Source organism: Acidovorax sp. KPB24-07 (assembly GCF_057543315.1).
In genome coordinates, this window is record NZ_BAAJYS010000019.1 from 1 (window position 1) to 18,447 (window position 18,447).

Annotated in this window: 15 protein-coding genes, 1 other RNA gene and 1 pseudogene; 8 read left to right on the forward strand and 9 right to left on the reverse strand. The window is 57.6% G+C overall.

Translation table 11 applies throughout. The features are described from left to right. Window positions 1–165: 165 nt before the first annotated feature. Together rnpB and rtcR are read right to left on the reverse strand one after the other, a co-directional pair. An RNA gene (rnpB, locus tag AC27IQ_RS04545) (RNase P RNA component class A) lies at window positions 166–607 on the reverse strand. A gap of 10 nt (window positions 608–617) precedes the next feature. Beyond that, window positions 618–2,237 carry an RNA repair transcriptional activator RtcR gene (rtcR, locus tag AC27IQ_RS04550; protein ID WP_487088521.1) on the reverse strand — a complete coding sequence of 540 codons (1,620 nt, stop codon included), beginning with the start codon at window positions 2,235–2,237 and terminating at the stop codon, window positions 618–620. Between the two features lie 218 nt (window positions 2,238–2,455). Between rtcR and AC27IQ_RS04555 the strand changes: the two genes are divergently transcribed. The 7 genes and pseudogenes from AC27IQ_RS04555 to AC27IQ_RS04585 all read left to right on the forward strand — a co-directional run bounded on the left by AC27IQ_RS04555 (window position 2,456) and on the right by AC27IQ_RS04585 (window position 11,122). After that, window positions 2,456–4,009 carry an RNA-binding protein gene (locus AC27IQ_RS04555; RefSeq protein WP_487088523.1) on the forward strand — a complete coding sequence of 518 codons (1,554 nt, stop codon included), beginning with the start codon at window positions 2,456–2,458 and terminating at the stop codon, window positions 4,007–4,009. Window positions 4,010–4,578: 569 nt separating this feature from the next. Further along, entirely contained in the window at window positions 4,579–5,388 is an 810-nt protein-coding gene (locus AC27IQ_RS04560) for a hypothetical protein (protein ID WP_487088525.1), read from the forward strand. Between the two features lie 48 nt (window positions 5,389–5,436). Further along, window positions 5,437–5,673 (forward strand): annotated as a pseudogene (locus AC27IQ_RS04565) (RtcB family protein); the annotation flags it as partial. A 511-nt stretch (window positions 5,674–6,184) separates the two neighbouring features. Then, window positions 6,185–6,481, forward strand: a complete 297-nt coding sequence (locus tag AC27IQ_RS04570) for a hypothetical protein (RefSeq protein ID WP_487088527.1) — start codon at window positions 6,185–6,187, stop codon at window positions 6,479–6,481. Next, on the forward strand, window positions 6,462–7,631 hold the full coding sequence (locus tag AC27IQ_RS04575) for a tyrosine-type recombinase/integrase (protein ID WP_487088529.1): 1,170 nt from the start codon (window positions 6,462–6,464) through the stop codon (window positions 7,629–7,631). The genes AC27IQ_RS04570 and AC27IQ_RS04575 overlap by 20 nt, the downstream gene beginning before the upstream one ends. Before the next feature lie 5 nt (window positions 7,632–7,636). Continuing rightward, window positions 7,637–8,401 carry a hypothetical protein gene (locus AC27IQ_RS04580; protein WP_487088531.1) on the forward strand — a complete coding sequence of 255 codons (765 nt, stop codon included), beginning with the start codon at window positions 7,637–7,639 and terminating at the stop codon, window positions 8,399–8,401. An 843-nt stretch (window positions 8,402–9,244) separates the two neighbouring features. After that, on the forward strand, window positions 9,245–11,122 hold the full coding sequence (locus AC27IQ_RS04585) for a site-specific integrase (protein WP_487088533.1): 1,878 nt from the start codon (window positions 9,245–9,247) through the stop codon (window positions 11,120–11,122). Window positions 11,123–11,550: 428 nt separating this feature from the next. Here AC27IQ_RS04585 and AC27IQ_RS04590 read toward each other — a convergent pair whose 3' ends face one another. From AC27IQ_RS04590 to AC27IQ_RS04600, 3 genes are read right to left on the reverse strand one after another with little or no spacing between them, the layout of a single operon-like run. After that, the gene (locus AC27IQ_RS04590) at window positions 11,551–11,991 is read right to left on the reverse strand and encodes a gamma-glutamyltransferase (protein ID WP_487088535.1); all 441 of its coding nucleotides are present in this window, start codon (window positions 11,989–11,991) and stop codon (window positions 11,551–11,553) included. A gap of 12 nt (window positions 11,992–12,003) precedes the next feature. Beyond that, window positions 12,004–12,747 carry a DUF6602 domain-containing protein gene (locus AC27IQ_RS04595; protein ID WP_487088537.1) on the reverse strand — a complete coding sequence of 248 codons (744 nt, stop codon included), beginning with the start codon at window positions 12,745–12,747 and terminating at the stop codon, window positions 12,004–12,006. Window positions 12,748–12,793: 46 nt separating this feature from the next. Beyond that, complete coding sequence (locus AC27IQ_RS04600) at window positions 12,794–13,027, reverse strand: LysR substrate-binding domain-containing protein (protein ID WP_487088539.1); 234 nt, start codon at window positions 13,025–13,027, stop codon at window positions 12,794–12,796. Window positions 13,028–13,691: 664 nt separating this feature from the next. On the opposite strand from AC27IQ_RS04600, the gene AC27IQ_RS04605 reads away from it, so the two are divergent. After that, a complete protein-coding gene (locus tag AC27IQ_RS04605; protein ID WP_487088541.1) occupies window positions 13,692–14,618 on the forward strand; it encodes a hypothetical protein in 927 nt (308 codons plus the stop codon). A gap of 117 nt (window positions 14,619–14,735) precedes the next feature. Here AC27IQ_RS04605 and AC27IQ_RS04610 read toward each other — a convergent pair whose 3' ends face one another. Genes AC27IQ_RS04610 through AC27IQ_RS04625 form a run of 4 tightly spaced genes read right to left on the reverse strand, consistent with a single transcriptional unit; the run spans window position 14,736 to window position 18,385 of the window. Then, complete coding sequence (locus AC27IQ_RS04610) at window positions 14,736–16,703, reverse strand: DUF3732 domain-containing protein (RefSeq protein ID WP_487088543.1); 1,968 nt, start codon at window positions 16,701–16,703, stop codon at window positions 14,736–14,738. After that, window positions 16,703–17,212, reverse strand: coding sequence for a three component ABC system middle component (locus AC27IQ_RS04615; protein ID WP_487088545.1), 510 nt, complete (start codon window positions 17,210–17,212; stop codon window positions 16,703–16,705). The genes AC27IQ_RS04610 and AC27IQ_RS04615 overlap by 1 nt, the downstream gene beginning before the upstream one ends. Further along, complete coding sequence (locus AC27IQ_RS04620) at window positions 17,209–17,535, reverse strand: ABC-three component system protein (RefSeq protein WP_487088547.1); 327 nt, start codon at window positions 17,533–17,535, stop codon at window positions 17,209–17,211. The genes AC27IQ_RS04615 and AC27IQ_RS04620 overlap by 4 nt, the downstream gene beginning before the upstream one ends. Further along, window positions 17,429–18,385, reverse strand: coding sequence for a hypothetical protein (locus AC27IQ_RS04625; RefSeq protein ID WP_487088549.1), 957 nt, complete (start codon window positions 18,383–18,385; stop codon window positions 17,429–17,431). The genes AC27IQ_RS04620 and AC27IQ_RS04625 overlap by 107 nt, the downstream gene beginning before the upstream one ends. Between the last annotated feature and the right edge of the window lie 62 nt (window positions 18,386–18,447).

The following is an 18,447-nucleotide window of genomic DNA, read 5'->3' on the forward strand; positions in this document are numbered from 1 at the left end:
TTTTTTGGAAAGGAAGACAGGGCCGATCACCCGCCTGTACCGAGGCGGCACGCGCCCATGAACCCCTGCTGCAGCGGCATGGCCGATGCATCGCAGGATGCCAGCGCAGTGGCACGCCAGACCATCCTGGCGCTCGTCGGGCCAGATGCCTGCGTGGAAAGAAAAGTGTGAAGCGCGCCGATAAGCCGGATTCTGTGCACCGCAGTTGCCTGCGGCGTGACCGCCATTACTCTGGGCCGGGTGTCGCCACCACGGCTCGATGCTACCTACCCGCCAGCTCTGCGGAACCACATCAACGCTGGCCTACTTGGTATTGCTGCGCGTAGAGATTGCCCGTTTCACCCGAAGCAGGCGCCGCCCGCTTCGGGTGGCTATGGCCTTTGCGGCTTTCGCCACACACCGCCTGGCTCGCGCCAGCCGTACCCGCTTGCGCGGATGACCGATAGAACACCTTCGGTGGCTTGCCGCCTGCTTGCGACTCGTCTCTGTTGCTCTGATCCTCACCTCACGGTGGGCAGCCGTTAGCTGCTACGCTGTCCTGTGCAGTCCGGACGTTCCTCCAGTGCCTGGTTTCCCAGATTGCACCAGCGGCGGTCTGGCGCGCTTCACAAGGGCGATTATCGTCCACCTCTGCGCACCCGCTCCCAGTCCAGGCCGAATCGCGACAGGTATTTGCGCAGCCGGTCCGCATCGTTGACCACCGCGCGCTGCGCGCGCGAGGCCTGGAACAACTGCCGCCCCGCGTCCGACAGCGTGCGCGCCCCGCGGCACACCTGCAACACGGCCGCCAACTGCAACCGGTCGAAGAGGTCCATGGCCTGCACCTGTGGCTCGCCCAGCAGTGCGGCCAGATCCACCGCATCGCCATCCTGGCTGCGGTCTGACGAACCGAGGGGTTGCCACAGCCACTGCAGGCGCGCGATTTCCGCCTCCACCAGCGGCAGGCCGATGCGCCCGCCCTCGGCCAGCGTGGCCAGGCGGGTGGCGCTGGCCGACAGGTCGCGGAAGTTGCCACTCCACAGCGCCTCGGGGGACTGCGCATAGCGCAGGTACACCGCCCGCGCCTCGGCCGACAGGCGCACCGTGCGGCCCAGTTCCACGCCGCATCGCGCCAGCAGGTGGTCCACATTGGGCTCGATGTCCTCGGGCCGCTGGGCCAGGCCCGGCAACTGATAACTCCACAGGTTGATGCGCGCGTACAGGTCTTCGCGAAAGCGCCCGGCCGCCACCTCGGCCCGCAGGTCGCGGTTGGTGCCGGCGATCAGTTCAAAATCGCTGGCCACCTCGCGGTCGCTGCCCATGGGATAAAACCGCTTTTCCTCCACGGCCTTGAGCAGCATGGCCTGCTCGTCCAGGCCCAACTCACCGATCTCGTCGAGAAACAGCACGCCTTTGTGCGCCGTGCGCAGCAGGCCCGCACGGTCGGCCGCCGCACCGGTGAAGGCGCCTTTCTTGTGCCCGAACAGCGTGGACGCGGCGCCGTCGCCCTGCAGCGTGGCGCAGTTCACCTCCACGAATTCGCCCTCCACTTGGTGGCGGGCTTTCTTCAACTCGAACATGCGCCGCGCCAGATGCGACTTGCCCGCACCGGTCGGCCCGGTAAAGAGGATGGGCGCGCGCGATCGCACCGCCACCCGCTCCACCTCTTCGATCAGCGCGTTGAAACGGGCATTGCGCGTGGCAATGCCGCTCTTGAGGAAATCCACCGCATCGCGCTGCTCGGCGCCGAAGCGCTGGGCGATCACGTCGTAGCGCGACAGGTCCAGATCGATCAGCGCGTAGCTGCCGGGATCGCCTGCCTGCTGGCGCTTTGGGGGCGACGTCTGCGCGAGCACGCCCGGAATGCGTCGCGACTCCACCAGCAGGAAAAGGCAGATCTGCGCCACGTGCGTGCCGGTGGTGATGTGCGTCCAATACTCCTCGCGCTCGGTGTCGAAAGCGTAGCCCTGCGTCCAGTCGAAGAGCTTGGCGTAGACCTCGCCGAAGTCCCAGGGGTCGGCAATGTCGAGCGGCACCAGCGCTACCGTGGTCTCGGGCGAGGCCGCCTGGATATCGGTGCGCACCCGCTCGGCCAGTTCCTGGTGGGAAGCTGTGTAGAACAACTCCATCCGCGCGATGACCACGTCGTCGTGCTGCACCAGCGAAAGCGTCGGGCGCCACTTCTCCCAACGCCCTGCCCCCTTGCCCGAGTCGAGTTGGGTGCCCAGAAAGCCGATCACCACGTTTTGCTTCTTCATCTTTTGGATAAAAAACTAGCTAATTTTATAAAAATCAAAGCATTTTACGCTCCATCCAGTACCGCAGAAATGGCGAGAGAATTAAAAAATATCGAATCAAATCATTGACTTAAGAGGTTCTCCATCCATTCAAAACCACAGTTGGCACACCGGTTGCAATGGAAAAGGAAAGTCGAAAAGACAAACCCACCAAGAACCAACGAACGGAGCAAAAGCACATGGCCAACCACCAACTCTTCCAGACGCTGCGCGGCACCCTGCTCCCCGCTGCCACCGTGCGCAACCAGGCCGGTGGTGTGGCTTATGCCCTGTCGCCCAAGCACCAACTGGCGCAGTTGGCTGCCACCGGCTGCCTCCACAGCACCTTCTATGCCCAGGCGCAGGACCAGCTCGACGCCGTCCAAGCCCTGGCCCGCGAAGTCGATCCGGTGTTCTTGGCGAAGACGGCCCTGTATGCGCGCCGTGCCGGCTCCATGAAAGACATGCCGGCCCTGCTGGCGGCCACGCTGGCGGTTCGCGATGTGCCCCTGCTGGCCCAGGTGTTCGGCCGCGTGATCGACAACGGCAAGATGCTGCGCAATTTCGTGCAGATGCTGCGCTCCGGCGCGGTAGGCCGCAAATCGCTCGGCACGCGTCCGAAAAAGCTGGTGCAGCAATGGCTGCTCGACGCCACCGAGGCGCAACTGCTGAACGCCGCCGTGGGCAACACGCCTTCGCTGGCCGACGTGGTGAAGATGGTGCACCCCAAGCCCACGGAAGCCTGGCGCGCCGCGTGGTTCGCCTGGCTGATCGGTCGCCCTTATGCCCAGGAGGCGCTGCCTCCACTGACGCAGGCCTTCGAACGCTTCAAGCAAGACCGCACGCAGCCCGTGCCCGACGTGCCTTTCCAGATGCTGACCGCGCTGGAGCTGGACGCATCGGCCTGGGCCACGATTGCACAGCGCGGCTCGTGGCAGATGGTGCGCCAGAACCTGAACACCTTTGCCCGGCATGGCGTGTTCGCGCTGCCAGGCCTGGCCGATGCCGTGGCCGCCAAGCTGCGTGACCCGCAGGCCGTGGCCAAGGCCCGCGTGCTGCCGTACCAGTTGATGGCGGCGTATACCGCCTGCGGCGCCGACGTGCCCGCAGTGGTGAAGGAAGCGCTGCAGGATGCGATGGAACTCGCGCTGGCCAATGTGCCGCAGTTCGAAGGCCGTGTGGTGGTGTGCCCCGACGTGTCGGGCTCGATGGGTTCACCCGTGACGGGCCACCGGGGCTCGGCGACTTCCGCGGTGCGGTGCATCGACGTGGCCGCCCTGGTGGCCGCTGCCGTGCTGCGCCGCAATGCGGATGCGCGTGTGCTGCCCTTCGAAACGAAGGTGGTGCCGCTGCCACTGAATCCCCGCGATTCAGTCATGACCAATGCGGCCAAGCTGGCTGCGGTGGGCGGCGGCGGAACGTCGTGCAGCGCACCGCTGGCCCTGCTGAACCGCGAGAAGGCGCAGGCCGAGCTGGTGGTGCTGGTGTCCGACAACGAATCGTGGGCGGACCGTGCACGGGGCCGGGGCACCGCGACCATGCAGGAGTGGACAGCGTTCAAGCAGCGCAACCCGACGGCCCGGCTGGTGTGCATCGACATCCAGCCTTGCGCAACGACGCAGGCGCAGGAGCAGCCCGATGTGCTGAACATCGGCGGCTTCAGCGACGAAGTGTTCAAGCTGCTGGCGGTGTATGCCGCAGGGGGCATGGGCGCGGCGCATTGGGTCGGCGTGATCGAGGACACCCCGATCTGACGATCGGCGAGAAGGTGCCATGAATGCCAATTCAGGGCACCCGATCGTGGAAATGACGGCTGTCGTTCGGCGAATGCAGGTGTGACTACATCCCGGTCGCACCGCCTGTTTGTGGCCGAACGGGAAGGCCATCGATGAATGAATGTGCGAATGCAGGCAGGACTACATCTGGAGGGACCGGGGTTCGAATCCCAGCGCCGCACCGCGGCGTGGTCCATGTCTTGCCACCCTTGTCGCACTGCTTTTTTTTGCAGCGAATGCTGACGGAACTACAGACTTCTACTCTCGTGGTCGCGGGTTCGAATCCCGCCGGTCGAAAGCCGTAGCTCAGTGGTAGAGCACGACGTTTCGTCGATCCTTGTCGCTGTTTTTTTGTGTGTTTGCGAGGTGAATGCAGACGGGTTTACAGGTAGAGCGTCGGGGCCCTCGGGCTCTGAAGGTTCCGGGTTCAATCCCCGGTCTGCTTCGGCAGGTAGCTCAATGGCGCAACCCGACACCCCTTGTCACCTCTTTTTTTGAATGCGCCGGAAGGGCTGAGCCCCATGGCGGACCAAACAGGAAAGAAACCGATGAAAACGAACGCCCCCGCGGCGCAGGCCGCCATGCTGCCGCCCGCCCTGCGCGAGGCAGTGGATGCCGTCTATGCCGCCTTCCAGCGCCATGGCGCTCCGACACAGATGCTGGATGTGTGCACGGCCTGCTGCATGGACGAGGCCATGGAACGCGAGATGCGGCGCCTGCCGCTGCGCCGCATAACGACCCGCCACTTCTACGAATACAACAGCTCTGCCAAGGGCAGCGAGCAGCCGGCCGAGGAACTGCTCTACTTCCTGCCCCGCATGCTGGAACTGATGGCCCTGGGCGAGGAGCTGCACCACTCGACCGAGCTGTACCTGGACCGCCTGGGCAACTGCCCGGCCAATGCCCTGTCGCCCCAGGAGCGCGCCGCCGTGGACGCTTACGCACAGGCCTTCTTCCACGAAGGCCTGGGGCACGCCGGGCGCGAGCCCAGCCCGTTCAACGGCGCGAACGCCTTCGACATCCTGTTGATGTTCCACAAGGGCGGAGTGGACGTGCAACCGCTGCTGGCGCACTGGCTGAACGACGAGCGTCAAAGCGCCGTGCTGCGGTACGCCGAGGCGAGCTACTGGGACTTCTGGGGAAAGAACGAAATCCAGAACGCCTTTGCCGAAGACCAGCCGGAATTCCGCGAGGCGATGAAAGCCTGGATGCTCGACCCCGGCAACCGCCAGCGCTTTGCACAGAAGATCCTGGCGCTGGACACCAGCGCCATGGCACAACCCGCGCACTGCACCTGTGGCAACTGCACGGGCCCGCGACAGATCGTGGAAGCGGTGTTCGACCGGGTCAGTGAATGAGCACCCGAAAATAAGACAGACAGACAAACGACAAGAAAGAAGAACGCAATGAACTACCTGCAACGCAATGTGGAAAACGGCGTCCCCATCAAGATGTGGACCCAGGGCGTACCCGTGGAGGATGAAGCCCAGAAGCAACTGGAGAACGCGGCGCGCCTGCCCATCGTGTTCAAGCACGTGGCCGCCATGCCCGATGTGCACTACGGCATCGGGGCCACGGTGGGATCGGTGATCCCCACCTTCAAGGCCATCATCCCCGCAGCCGTGGGCGTGGACATCGGCTGTTCTTCCGACATTCACTTGTAACCCCACCCTTTAGTTGTACCGACGGAGGGAATGGCATGCCGTTCGTGCTGCAGACAAGCATCCAAATCATCTGCTCGCCCTTCGTCAAACGGCAGTTCTAGCCACACACTCAGCACCTAGGGTGCGCGACGTCACCATGTTGGTAAGGGCAGGACCTGACTCCACTGAGTTCACATCCGCTGAAGGCTGCGCTGGACGGAACGCACGGTGGCAAACAACGTGACGTCAACTCCACCAAACCGCCAGCCTTAGCTCCATGTTGCTGGTCAGCAACTATTCCTGGCGTTCTCTATAACTCGGAATATGCAAGGTGCCAAGCGACTTTAAAAAAGCTTTGACTGGCGAATCTCACCACCTAAAGATTGCCCTCTTGGACTGGAGTCGGCGCTTTCAAATGTCTTCTCAAGATGCCTGATTCCTAGACCGTTTGCGAAGCATTGACGCGCTCGTGAATGGGCCTTGGTGCGTCTTCATTTTGGGTTTACAGGTGATGAGCAAATACAGCTGCCAACTTAGCTCGAAGCGGGTGGGCGTCGGCAAGCGAGAGGTTGCCTGGGCGTATGGCAAGTACACGTTAATCCCGTCCGTGAGGAACGGCGAGATCCTCGTGTTCAACAGTGATGCTGAACGGCAGATAGCACACATGCTCTACCTCGCTCCCCGGGCGCGCCAATTCCAGACCCAACATGGCGCCCTCGACCTGATGGAGGGCAATCTTCTGCTTCCGGCAAAACAAGGCGGCACCGCCCGCCGTCTTCCATTGATTCATGACGTTGTATCCCAGTGATTCGTCGTTCGCAGTCGGTGGGCAGCACTACGAGGGATTCCCCCTCCTCGTTGACTCGTCGGGCACCCTCGTCGAAATTGTCTTGCTCTTCTTCGTAGACGAGCTTCTTGGCAGATCAGGCGCCAAAGACCCAAAGACCTGGGCAACCTACGGTCGGCACATGTACGACTACTTTGGTTACCTAGAAAGCCGCTTTGCGTGGGACTATCTTCCTGCGCAGGGCAGCGGCGATGTGCCACCTCTCTCGCATTGGGTTAGATGGTGCGAAAAGGTAGCCAAAAACCAAGCAAGCTACATAAACAGTAAGCGCGCAACCATTGAGCGCTTCTATGAATGGGCGCACCGCGTCGGACGCATTCCCGCGCTTCCCTTTACACGAGAGGACGCGGTTTCACCAAGCGTTGACGGGCGCCTGACGCATGCCTCAAGCACTCAAGGGCGACGGTCAACCTCAAGCTTGCACTTACGGGAGCCGCGCCGGTTAGAGAAGGTTCTGACAAGGGGCCAGATCGACACCGCGCTCACAAAGGCAACAAACCCGACGCACCGCGCGGCCCTCTACCTAGGATTGACCGCGGGCCTGAGAGCCGAGGAACTCGTAACGTTTCCCGAGAAGCACATCGTCGACTGCAGCAAACTTTCGTCAAAAGTTCAGACAGTGCCGGTCAGGCTTGACCCCGCAGACCTGGAGACGAAGAACGACAAGGCTCGGACTGTGCGTGTCTCCGTGGCGTGCATGAACACCCTCTGGCAGTACCGAATGGCAGTGAGACCAGCGCTTTTGGCTCGAGCAGAGGTACGCCAACAGCACAACCCCTTGTTTTTGACACGAGATGGCGTTCCCTTTGTTGCAGATGGGTTCGTGGCTCCTTTTGCCCGCCTAGGAGCAAAGGCTGGATTTCATATCCATCCTCATATGCTCCGCCACACGTTCGCGACCCACACATTGGCCTCGCTGGAAGAACTGAAACACGCCGGCAAATTCAAGGGGTCACCAATCGTGACTCTCATGCGATTACTCGGCCACGATTCGATAACAACCACATCACGCTACACACATCTGCTGAACTCAATCGACGACGTATATGGAACCCGCTATCAGTCCGAAATCGACGACTTAGCACTCAGCTACCTGAATGAGCCCAGCTAGACGAAATGGCTAAAAAGAAAAATTTCGGCTTAGGGGGCAAGCCGGCCGATCCGATAACACCGCTCCCCTACGCAGCAACACCCCCCGGGCAAGCTGTTCCTGTTCTTGTATCGATTCCTCTTCCCCACGGAAAGGTGTACGAGGCGGACTTTAGCGAGTACCTTGGCCAAGGTTTTGATGACACAGTTGCGGCGATCACCCTTGCACTTCGCACCATGGTTTCGCAGGGAAAGCCTGAACCATTGTCGCTCGAGACAATCGTTAGCTCTGGCCTACGCTCCTGGTTCCGATTCTGCTTAGAACGGTCGAGGTCTGGTTACTCTTTGGCATTACAAAACATTGACGAGGAGACCATCGATGCCTTCTGCGGATGGCTCGGAACTCGCGTCAAAGCCAACGGCGAAGTCTGGTCGAAGAACACGGCACGAACGGTCTATCAAAAGGTATGTACTGTTCTGAGAGAGCTCGTCGAACGGAAATTGATTCAGCAAGATAGCCTTTTTAGGAAGAACCGTTTTCCCGGCGCTACCAATCTCCTTCGCCGGCGCAACTACATTGAACCACTATCCGATGGTGAGCGTGAGCGCATCTTGCGGCCACTCGCCCAAGAGGTTGCAGCGGTATTTGAAGGCACACATCCGGGATCACTTTTTGCTCAGCTTGGACTTTGCATCTTCGCCATCCTACTTAAAACGGGACTCAATCCAACTCCATTACTAGAGATTCCGAGAGACCTGGAAGTTTGTTTTTATCGACCACCCTCGCATTAATCGCAAGGTGCTTGTCACTTTCAAACGGCGGGCAAAATCTGACATCCCGACCCCTTTGGAACCATCCGAATCAAGGGTTGTTTCACTGGATGTGTATAGGCTCTGTCAACACGTCGTACAGCTTACGGAGACAGCATCCAAGATGGCAGTAGGCACAAGCCTGGAGGGCTTTCTATGGGTGTACGAATCTGAAGGCGCAGCACGGGGCATGAGCACCCAGTCGCTGAGCAGCATAGCCAGCTCATTTACTGCGAAACATCAACTTCTCCGAGATGATGGAACTCGACTAAAAATGAGTAGCCAGCTCTTCCGGAACACGAAATTTAATCGCGTCTGGCGAGCATCCCGGGGGGATCTTCTTGCGACTGCACGAAGTGGCTCAAATACTGTTCAGACAGCGCAACGTTACCTGGCTGTGACTCCAGAAATGGTCGACGAGCATCGCATCGCAGGAGAGGTGCTCGTCGAGACACTAGAAGGGAAATTCACTAGAGAGCACACACCGCACTCCGGATGCAAAGACGTTTTCAATGGTGAATTGGCGCCAAAAGATGGTTCCGTTTGCATAGACTTTCTGTCTTGTTTCCGATGCAAGTCTCAGGTTGTCATTCAAGACGACCTCTATAAGCTTTTCAGTTTCTACTGGGCAGTTTTTTCCCAGAGGTCTCACATTGGCCACGATAGATGGGTGGAGCTCTTTCGATGGATCACCCGAGTCATTGACCGAGATATTGCCCCAAAGTTCGATAGAAAGATCGTGGAACGTGAAAAGGCACGTGCGCGCAAGGAACCTCACGCCATGTGGCGGTCACCCAGTGTTCTGGCCGCATTGAGGTCCATTCAATGAATGCCGAAAAATCCTTCGCTGAACATTTGACCCTAGCGGTACTTTCAGCCGATGAACTAAACGAACTCGTCATTTCTTATGTGAAGACGGCCAATGGCCAAGAGATTCCACTATCTCGCTATGGGCATGCTATTTGGAATTACGCACCATTCTTTCCTCACGCAGCGAGGGGAAAGCAGGATAAGGAGATTGCGTGGAAGAAGACTCCCGAGAACTGGAGGCCTTCGATGAGAAGTGCTGCAGCAGCCTTTACGTTTCGAGCAGTTCCTGGGGGCCAACAATTAGATCCTGCTACGGTTCCTAAGCGTCATGTTGTTCTGAACGCTTTCGCGAAGTGGTGCGATTCAATCGGAATCAAACGATTCGCTGATGTTAGGGCGTTTGACCTCCGGATGTATCTGGAAAAGCTCCGTGCAAGCGGGGTGCATGACCGAACCTTGGCCCACCATGTTTCTGTTCTGCGCAAGGTTTACGAACTTCGATCAGTAATGCTGGATAGTTTCACAGACGAGGCGGCCAGAGAACTGAGATTTGACCAGATTGGACCGCTCTGGGAACCAGGAGTCGATAGAGAACGTCGCACTGAGCTAATCCCACTTGCAGAAGCATCGAGCCTGTTTCTTGCCGCCAGAGCGCATCTCGCCAAAGCGGATGAATTGCTGCGCTTACGCGACGACCTCGCAGAACAGTGGACAGCTGCGAAGGACGACATGGACCGAAAGAAGTGGGGGGAAAGCGTTAAGCGCCATGTGATCTGGGCGGCGGGCTTCTCAGATGTCTACCAATTCGAGTCAGCGGTGAGCGACCTTCGAACCGCAGCGTATGTCGTTCTTGCGTTGACGACAGGGTGCCGCGTCCATGAACTTGGTGAGGCGAACGTAGGCTGCGTCTATTCTCAGCGAGTCAACGGAGAAACGTACTGGTGGCTGAAATCCGCAACCCGCAAGATCGGCGATGGCCCCATGCGATGGCTTGCCCCTGAGGTCGCAAAGGAAGCCGTGGATGTTCTCGAGTGGTACTCCACGCCATTGCGACGTCGCATCACTGAAGAGCTTGCCGAGACCAAGAGCCTCCTTGCGCTGGCGAGCACTGATGACGAGAGAGCACGCCTTGCAGTGCAAGTGCTTGAGCTCGAGCGCAACAAAAATCGCCTGTTTCTTAGCGAATCTTCGCGTGGAGTGGTTTCCACCGACACAAAGTCGCATAACAAGCAGCTCAGGGCATTCGGTGAAAGGATGGGCATCCAGTTTGGCTCACCACTTGCGACGCACCGGTTCAGACGGACGTATGCTGTGATCGTGGTTCATCTGAACAAGGGCCCGCGTATTGACCTCGTTACGCTGCAGCGACACTTCAAACATAGCAGTGTGCTAGTGACAGAGTGGTACGCAGAGCTTACTGAAACCGACCGCGAGCTTTACGAACTCATTGAAGAAGAAACAGGATACTTCGATCTATCTCTAGTTGACCATTGGTTAGAAGACTCAACGTCCTTGGCTGGTGGCTTCGGGTCTCGCATTAAATCGTATGCGGGCAAGAATCATCAGCCAATATTTTTCAAAACTCGTCGAGATTTTGTCGAGAGCATTAGCGAGAGTATCAATATCCGCAGCACTGGCCATAGCTGGTGCCTTGCCGAGGCGCAGGACTGCGGCGGACGAGGTCTCTTTGAGGCGCCGAGATGCGGAGACTGCGCAAATGGCGTTATCGACGACTCCTTCACCGACGTTTGGAGGCTCCTTCGCCGAGACAATGAAGAGCTACTCAAGCTTGATGACATAGGTCCCGGTGGGGTGGCGAAAGCCAAAGCAGGGCTCGCAGCTGCCGAATCAATACTGGCGAGGCTTGCTGCAGACGAGCAGGGAGACCGATGATGACTAGCGAGATGCCAACTAGAAAGCGATTGACTTTGGCGTTTGCGAAACTCAAGCGAGATGCTTTGCTTGCAGGCGTACAGATTGGCCCATCAATTAGCGCAGTTGCTCGCGAGGCTGGAGTCAGTCATACGCTGATACACAACAAGTATCCCGACATAGCCGATGCCATTCGCGAGGCTGGTGGCCGAAGTCCTAAGCAGTTGATAAAGAAACAGCGCATCGCGGCGGAGAAAGCGGAGCACCGAAATAGCGAGCTCAGGGAAGAGCTCTCAAGCCTCAAACAGGAAAACCGGGGACTTGCAAGCGAGAACGCTCGGCTTCTACTCTTGGCGGCTAGCTTGAAGCAGCAAGTCTCAGCCCTTGAGTCAGGGGTGGCAACCCTAAAGCCACCACGTCGTCCGCAGGTCTAAAAGCTAGCTGAATACTCAGTAGCCGACTACCTTTCCTGCTCGTCGATGGTCTGAGTCACCCACGTACGCGTATGACCCAGGTTCACCACCATCAAGGCGACGGATCAGTTGGGCACTTCCGAACTCGAGGCTGTCTGCGGGCTGCACCTCTGGCCTGTATCCCATCGACGTCAAGCCTTCGACAACTTGCTGGTCGACTGCACTTTCAACGGTGACTGCACCAACATCATTGATGCGCCAGCGAGGGGCATCCGAGCAGGGCTGAGGACTCAGGTCATCGACAGCATCACGCAACGTCATTTGCTCATGCCCCCGTGCCTGCATGTTTCCACCCATCACGCCAAAGGCCATGTGCGGCTTTCCGTCGCGCATCATGAAGGCAGGGATGATGCTGTGCATGGGACGCCTTCCGCCAGCCACTTGGTTGGGATGGCCGCTTGGCTGCAGGAACCTCAATCGACGTGATGCCTATTGGAGGTCAAGCTGGTGCACGGCATCCAGGTGGACCTCCTTGCCATCGGGCGGGAAGTAAACAGCTTCTGACTGTACGATGGTCGTGTCGACCACCAGGTTGTAGAGGAAGTAGCCGAAGGCCTTTTCTGGCATGTTGTACTCGTGCCAATGGTTGTACGGCCCGTCCTCGCGTCTTTCGGGATGAACGTCCCAGAACTTGAAGAGCCGGTCCGTTCCCAACGCAACATGGTTGATGGCAAGTTTAGGATCGCCGGCCGCAAGCTCAGCCAGACTTTGCCCGATGCGCTCACCAGGATTCTGGATATAGTTCTCGTAGTACAGCAGCCCAGAGAAAACATCACGGGTGACGCCAGCTCGTCGTAAACCACGCTGAATCGCAATCTGCTTTGCAGCCGTGGCTTTAAAGTCGCCGAAGTTGCGCAGGACAGACTTCACCTCAATCACGGCTCGGCAGGCTGCAGGAGGAATCATGAACAGGTCCCCATCCTGGTAGTGAACAGGGTATCTGTCGTCGTACACCAATACGTCGATCTGCGTGCTTGTGTATTCCGGCGAAACGATGAACCCCTTCCCAACAACCATGTTGCGTGGCGCGATCCGACGGATTGCTTGACGCAGGATGGTCTCCTTGTGTTCACCATCACTTGGCCAGTGCGCGGGGCCAATCAACTGGCGCACGCGGTCTTTCACGGCCATCATTTCCGCGCTCAGTGAGGCGTAGTAGCGATTGAGGTCCATGTGCGTCTCCCTCTCAAAATTGCATGAATCTACAAGGCCTGCAACGTCACGCATCCGTTTGCGGTGCATGTGAAAGACCTTGAACCAGTCGCTCAAGTGGCTCCGACTCCTGTCGGCCACGGGCGGTACAGACAAGCATCTGTCTCACGGCCCATTCATCCTTCAGCAAGCGAATCTTGAGCCTCATACCTGGCAGATATGCTTCTGCGGCGTGCTTCGGTAGCACGCCGATGCCCATGCCTGCTTCAATCATCCGACAGACCGCCTCAAACCACTGCATCTGTACCCTGAGCTTGAGCGTCTCGCATCGACCACACGAGCACTACCTGACCACGCAGCTCCAGCTACTGGGTAAGTGCTTCACTGCGCTCACGTCGACTCAACGCCGCCTGTTCTAAGAGGTACCACATAGGCTTCAACACGACACTAACCCAGATGCGTCGCCTGGCGCCCAAAGCAGCCTCACAGCATGACGGTCGGTATTGCATGGGAAGCGAGGAGGACGGTGGCAAGTCTGGGAAAGCGATTCGCTGTGGTGTTCTCGAAGAATTTGCTGTCCCAGGGCGGAAAGTGTAAAAATTTGAAAGATCGATAAGAACTACACTAACACTCAGCCTGGCTTGGTAACTCTTTTCTCGACCCCTCCAATACCAGTTAGCAAGCGCGTCAAACCAGATTTCAAATTATGTACTTTTACGTTGATGAAAGCGGGCATTCTGGCCCAAACCTGTTTGACCCCGATCAGCCGACTCTATATTACGGGTTGCTCTATAGTCGCATGAACGTCGACGTCGTGGCGGCTGCGTCCATCAAAAAAAATTTGTCATGATTTAGGCGAACCAAGGGTTCATGCAAGCGAATTAGGAAATGGCGGTTTAGCGCCGCTGGCTCCTAATTTGAAAAAATTGGCAAAGACAATGGACCTCCGGTTTGACATTTATAGAGTGAACAAACCCGACCATGCCATCATATCTTTCTACGACCAACTCTTCGATGCGGGTATAAACAAAGCGGTCACTTGGTCGTCCTACTGGACGCCTCTCAGATACGTTGCCTTACTCAAACTGGCCTCTCTTTTTGATGAGCCGCTTGCACGTTTAGCATGGGAAGCTCGAATTGATTCCAACGATTTACGGTCACACGCAAAAGTGCGAGAAGTCTGCGAAGTTTTATTGTCGCGAATTGATCGTCTGCCTGACGCTAGGTCACGGCAAATTTTAGGGGATGGGCTGCGCTGGGGAGCCAGTAATTTCGTCGAGTTGGGATATAACGCGAAGGGGAAAGCTAATCAGCTTTCGGTCATGCCTAATATTATAGGTTTTCAGTCCGTGCTCCACGGGATTGCCTCTCGCATACGCAAGACTGGACTAAAGACGACGAAGTTGGTGGTTGATCAGCAGTCGCAATTCAATGGCGCACAGCGCGCCCTGTCGGATCTTTATGCAGCGGCCAGGCATGTCGATTGGACTACGGGCCCTGGATTGCCTCAGATGAACTTGAGAGGCATGCCCAATGTACCAATGGAAGTTAAATCCGGGACTACGAGTGCTGGGCTGCAGTTAGTCGACGTCTATTTATGGATATTTCGTCGATTGATTGAAGGCAAAGAGTTGGCGCCGGAATTATTGCTTTTAATCAAGCCAATGCTACACAAAACTATCACAGATCAGATATCGCTTGAGGCTATCGCTGCGAGGTGGGAACCATTCTTCAAAAGATTACCCGAACCCAACAGCGATGAGATGGTGCAGGCAAGAAATTTGATGGCGGTCGAAGAAGAACGACGCCAATCGCATGTAGTGAATAGCATTGATCCAACTGGCGGCCTTGCGATTATGGCTACTCGCAAGGCCACCCGCGTCATTAGTTGAGAAATGGCATGTCGATGCCCTATAACTACGATTCAGCAGATGTGTACACAAACGGAGAGCTGGTGAAGGGAACACCCCTGTTTGGTATCTGCTTTGCACTTCCTATGTGAGGCAAGACTACTGGGTTGCCTTGACCCACGAATCGGGCACGAGCCCCTTGCCACGCCATTCTTCGACAAGGTGAACGTTCTCTAGCCCTCCCCAAACTTCTTCGTTTGCATGGTCGAGAACAATGATTTGGAGGCGCCCATTTGTCTTCATGATGATGTGGTCGAACAGCGCGAAGACCTTTCTGACCGCAACAACGTCTTCATTCTCCCAAGTCGGGTCGAGTTCCTCCTCTGATTCCGGTCTAGCGCGACGAGCAGGGAAGTAGACTTGGCTCGGCTGGTCGTAGATCAGGAGGGCGGGAACCGGGTGCTGAGGCAATCGCAAGAAGTACCCTTGCAGGGCCAGACTAAGGGCAACGTGATAGGCAAGCCAGTTTGCTCCGCTGCCAATCTCCCAAAGGAAGTCGTCTCGAGTTTCTCGGATAACTCTTACGGTTAGGTCTTGGATGACAAGTCGAATGGGCGCATCAGGCCACTCACCGTCAAGTTGTGGAATCAACCTTCCAGAGATTTCCTGAATGGTATTGAGTGCGTTCTCCAGTTTCCGCCCAATCTCATGCTCTGACACAAGTTTGGCGAGCCTGTCGACCTCTTCCCGCAGCATCAAAACTTCTTGGTTCAACTCCGACGACGTGTCGGCAGCTTCGTACAGCCTAAGTGCTTCCTGCAGCCGACCCAGGAACCGGGAAACTTCCTCGCCTCGTGTGGTGACTCTCCGTGCCTCATCGGACTGCCCCTCCAGGCTGCGAATCTCCGTCCGTACTGCGGACAGGTTGCTAAGTACGGTATCAACAGCCTGACGCTGACGCTGTGTCTCTTTTCCGAGCGATTCCGCAACTCCTGGATACGACCGCAGACGCAATTCAATACCTTCGAGGGCTTGGCACAGTTGGTCAACGCGTGCACGGCCTGCCTCACTCGGCTCAAGAACCGCAGCAGGGTGCTCCGACGCAAGGTCTCGAATCCAAGCAGACAAGCCCAAGCGGTCACGCTGAATGCGAAGACCATCACGGTACTCGTCACTGCTTTCGTCGAGGCGCCGTAGCTCATGAAGTCGTTGACGTGATTGGTTGAGTTCCATCGTCAGCTTCGACTCGACAGCGCGCAGCTCAGTGAGTCTGCGCATGATGACATCCATCGCCGCCAACGTCGGCGTTGCGGACCGTGTGTCGCTGCTAAGCGCCTTTCGTAGCAGGTCGACGGTCGACGGCCAGTCGTCTGGCACCACGGTGTGGGCTGGCAGAAGCCCATACTCAATCGCTAGACGAGCCCAAGCGAATCCCTCTCGCTCCCACGCCGCACCTGTTTCCCGACGCGCTTTCAGTTCGCCCTCCTTGCGACGGAGAAGGCGTGACAGCCGGTCAAGGTCATGCCTTGTCTGAAGCAGCTCCGGACTAACCGCGCCCAGCACGTAGGGGAAGATGGTTTTCAGTTTCTCTCGATGCTCAGTCGTGTCGGCCTTGAAGAAGAGAACGTCGGGGTTGGCAACGATGTTCTGAGGCTGGAACAAGAAGGCCATCAGATCGCGGAAGCTTACGCGCGACTTAAACCTCTCATCTGTTCCTGGCTCGAACTGCAGGTTCGACAGACCCGAGAGCCTGTTCAGTACAGCCTTGACATAGTCGACGTTCTGGTTCTTGTCTGTGATGGTCGAAGGGACCTCAACGACGGGGCCTTCCAGGAGCAGCATTTCGTGGGAAGCTTTCAGTCCCCCTGGCTCCCGTCGGGCGAGCAGCTTCTGCCCTTCAAGCGTGTCAACCAATACGCCAAACCAAGAACATGCCTCCCGAATAACGCCCACCGGAATCGCACACTTCTCAGAGCCCAGGCAGTAATCAATGATGGGGATGACAGATGATTTCCCCGTTTTTGAGGCGCCGCTGATAACGTTCACCATGTTCGGCTCAAACTTGACGACCCTAGGCTCACCGCCTGCCCGGGGCCACAAAATGACTTTCAACAGTTGGAAGTGCATCAGAACCCTATCTTCAGTGTATGGGAGACCTGTTGGTCAGACAGGCCGGCAAACCAGTACCCAATCTTTTCGCAAGCCGGGGCAATTCGTCGGATTCGCTCAGGGAGTGTCGGAGCCTGCAGCTCGTGGGGAGAACTGAATGCCCGGACGGTTGCGGCACTCGGTTCTATGCGAATCAGCCGCGATTGCTCGGCGACCATGAGCGACGACAGCGTCAGTTGGCGGAGCCCTAAGGCACGACCATGAACGGCCAGCAAATCCTCCCGATGCTCGCCGAGCTTGCCAGCGAAGAGATGCAAGCCTGACGCTTTTTGCGTGCCCAGCACAGTGGCCAGGGTTGGTGCGTGGAAGACCAGCGGCAAGAGCAAAAACGTAAGAGGTAAGGTCACAGCCTGCCCATCACGCTCCTGGAATCCGAGACAGAATCGCCAGATGGCATACGCGCCCAGCGCCTCGTTCTGAACTATTGCGGCCTCTCCGAGGCGCATGACATGAGCGCCGTCCGTCATGTCTTGTCCTCCTCATTCAGAAGAGTCTCGTGATCGGGGTGCCAGCCCAGCCTTCGACTGTCAGCCAAGTCGTTGAAGGCGCCATGGGTGAAAAATCCGGGCACAGCACGACTGTCAAGAGGCACATCCATCGCGGCGCAGCGACTGTAAATGATCCGACCTTGAACGTTCTGAGCTTCCCTAGAGTTTGTGTATTGAACCTCGGTCTGCGCCGCGTCATGCTTGCGCAGCAATGAGTCTTCCCAGTCCTTGAAGGTGCCGTCGAAGACGAGACCTTGATCTGCCCATTTCACTTTTTTCGCCGGACGTGCGCAGGAGGTCACTTGCCGCCCGAAGCTGCTGTGCTTCGGTCGCCTCAATCAACTGTAGTTGTCGCTGGAATACGGGACGGCCTGCCAATAACGCTTTGGTGACATCAGTGGACGGAGCGGAAGTGAAGGCCGGCAGGTACCCGGCCATGTTGTTCTGCCTGACGAAGGCGTGGAAATTCTTTCGGAACTCCGCGACACTCAGTAATGCAGGAACCCTTCTGCGAATGCACTTGTCGGCCGCTTCCTTCGCCTGACCAATTGCGGAGGTGCAGATCACGTCGAGCGACTCTTCCGGGACCGTGGGCCTAAGCCGTTCACGAAGTGGCTCCAAGGGGTCCACATCGGTGGCAACAATCGAAGTCTTCCCAACGACCGTTAATCGAAGCGCATCGGTCGTATCAAGAAACCTCTGAACGTGCGCTATGCACTCAGGAGGGTTGGCTCGCTTTTTCAGCTTGTCTCTTACCTGTTTGACAAGCGCATCAACGTCCTCTGCGTCTTTCGCTGTGTGCAGCGCTGCGCTCAGCTTGCCGGCCTTGGGAGGTGTCACGTAGAGCTGAAAAGAGGTTTTCGCCCCATTTACACTCTGTGTCTCCACCATGGTCAGCCAATTCTCGACTGTTTTCCAGAGGTCATTCGACCAATCAGAAATGGGGTTGTGCGACAGAGCACTCTTGCATTGCTCCAACAGCAACGTGTCGTCAGCATAGTGGACAGCAACATCGTCCAGGTACTCGAGCGATACGTTTGCGTCACTCGGACTACTCAGGAGGTAGTAGCAGAATCTGACCTGCTGCAACGAGAACCCAAGATAAGGGCCGGCTGCTGCATGCTTCACCAGCACGGCTGACACCGCGCTCATAAGACAGGCCTGACCAATGACCGCGGCGGCGAGTCTGCAGTCCGAATCCCAAACGTCATGTT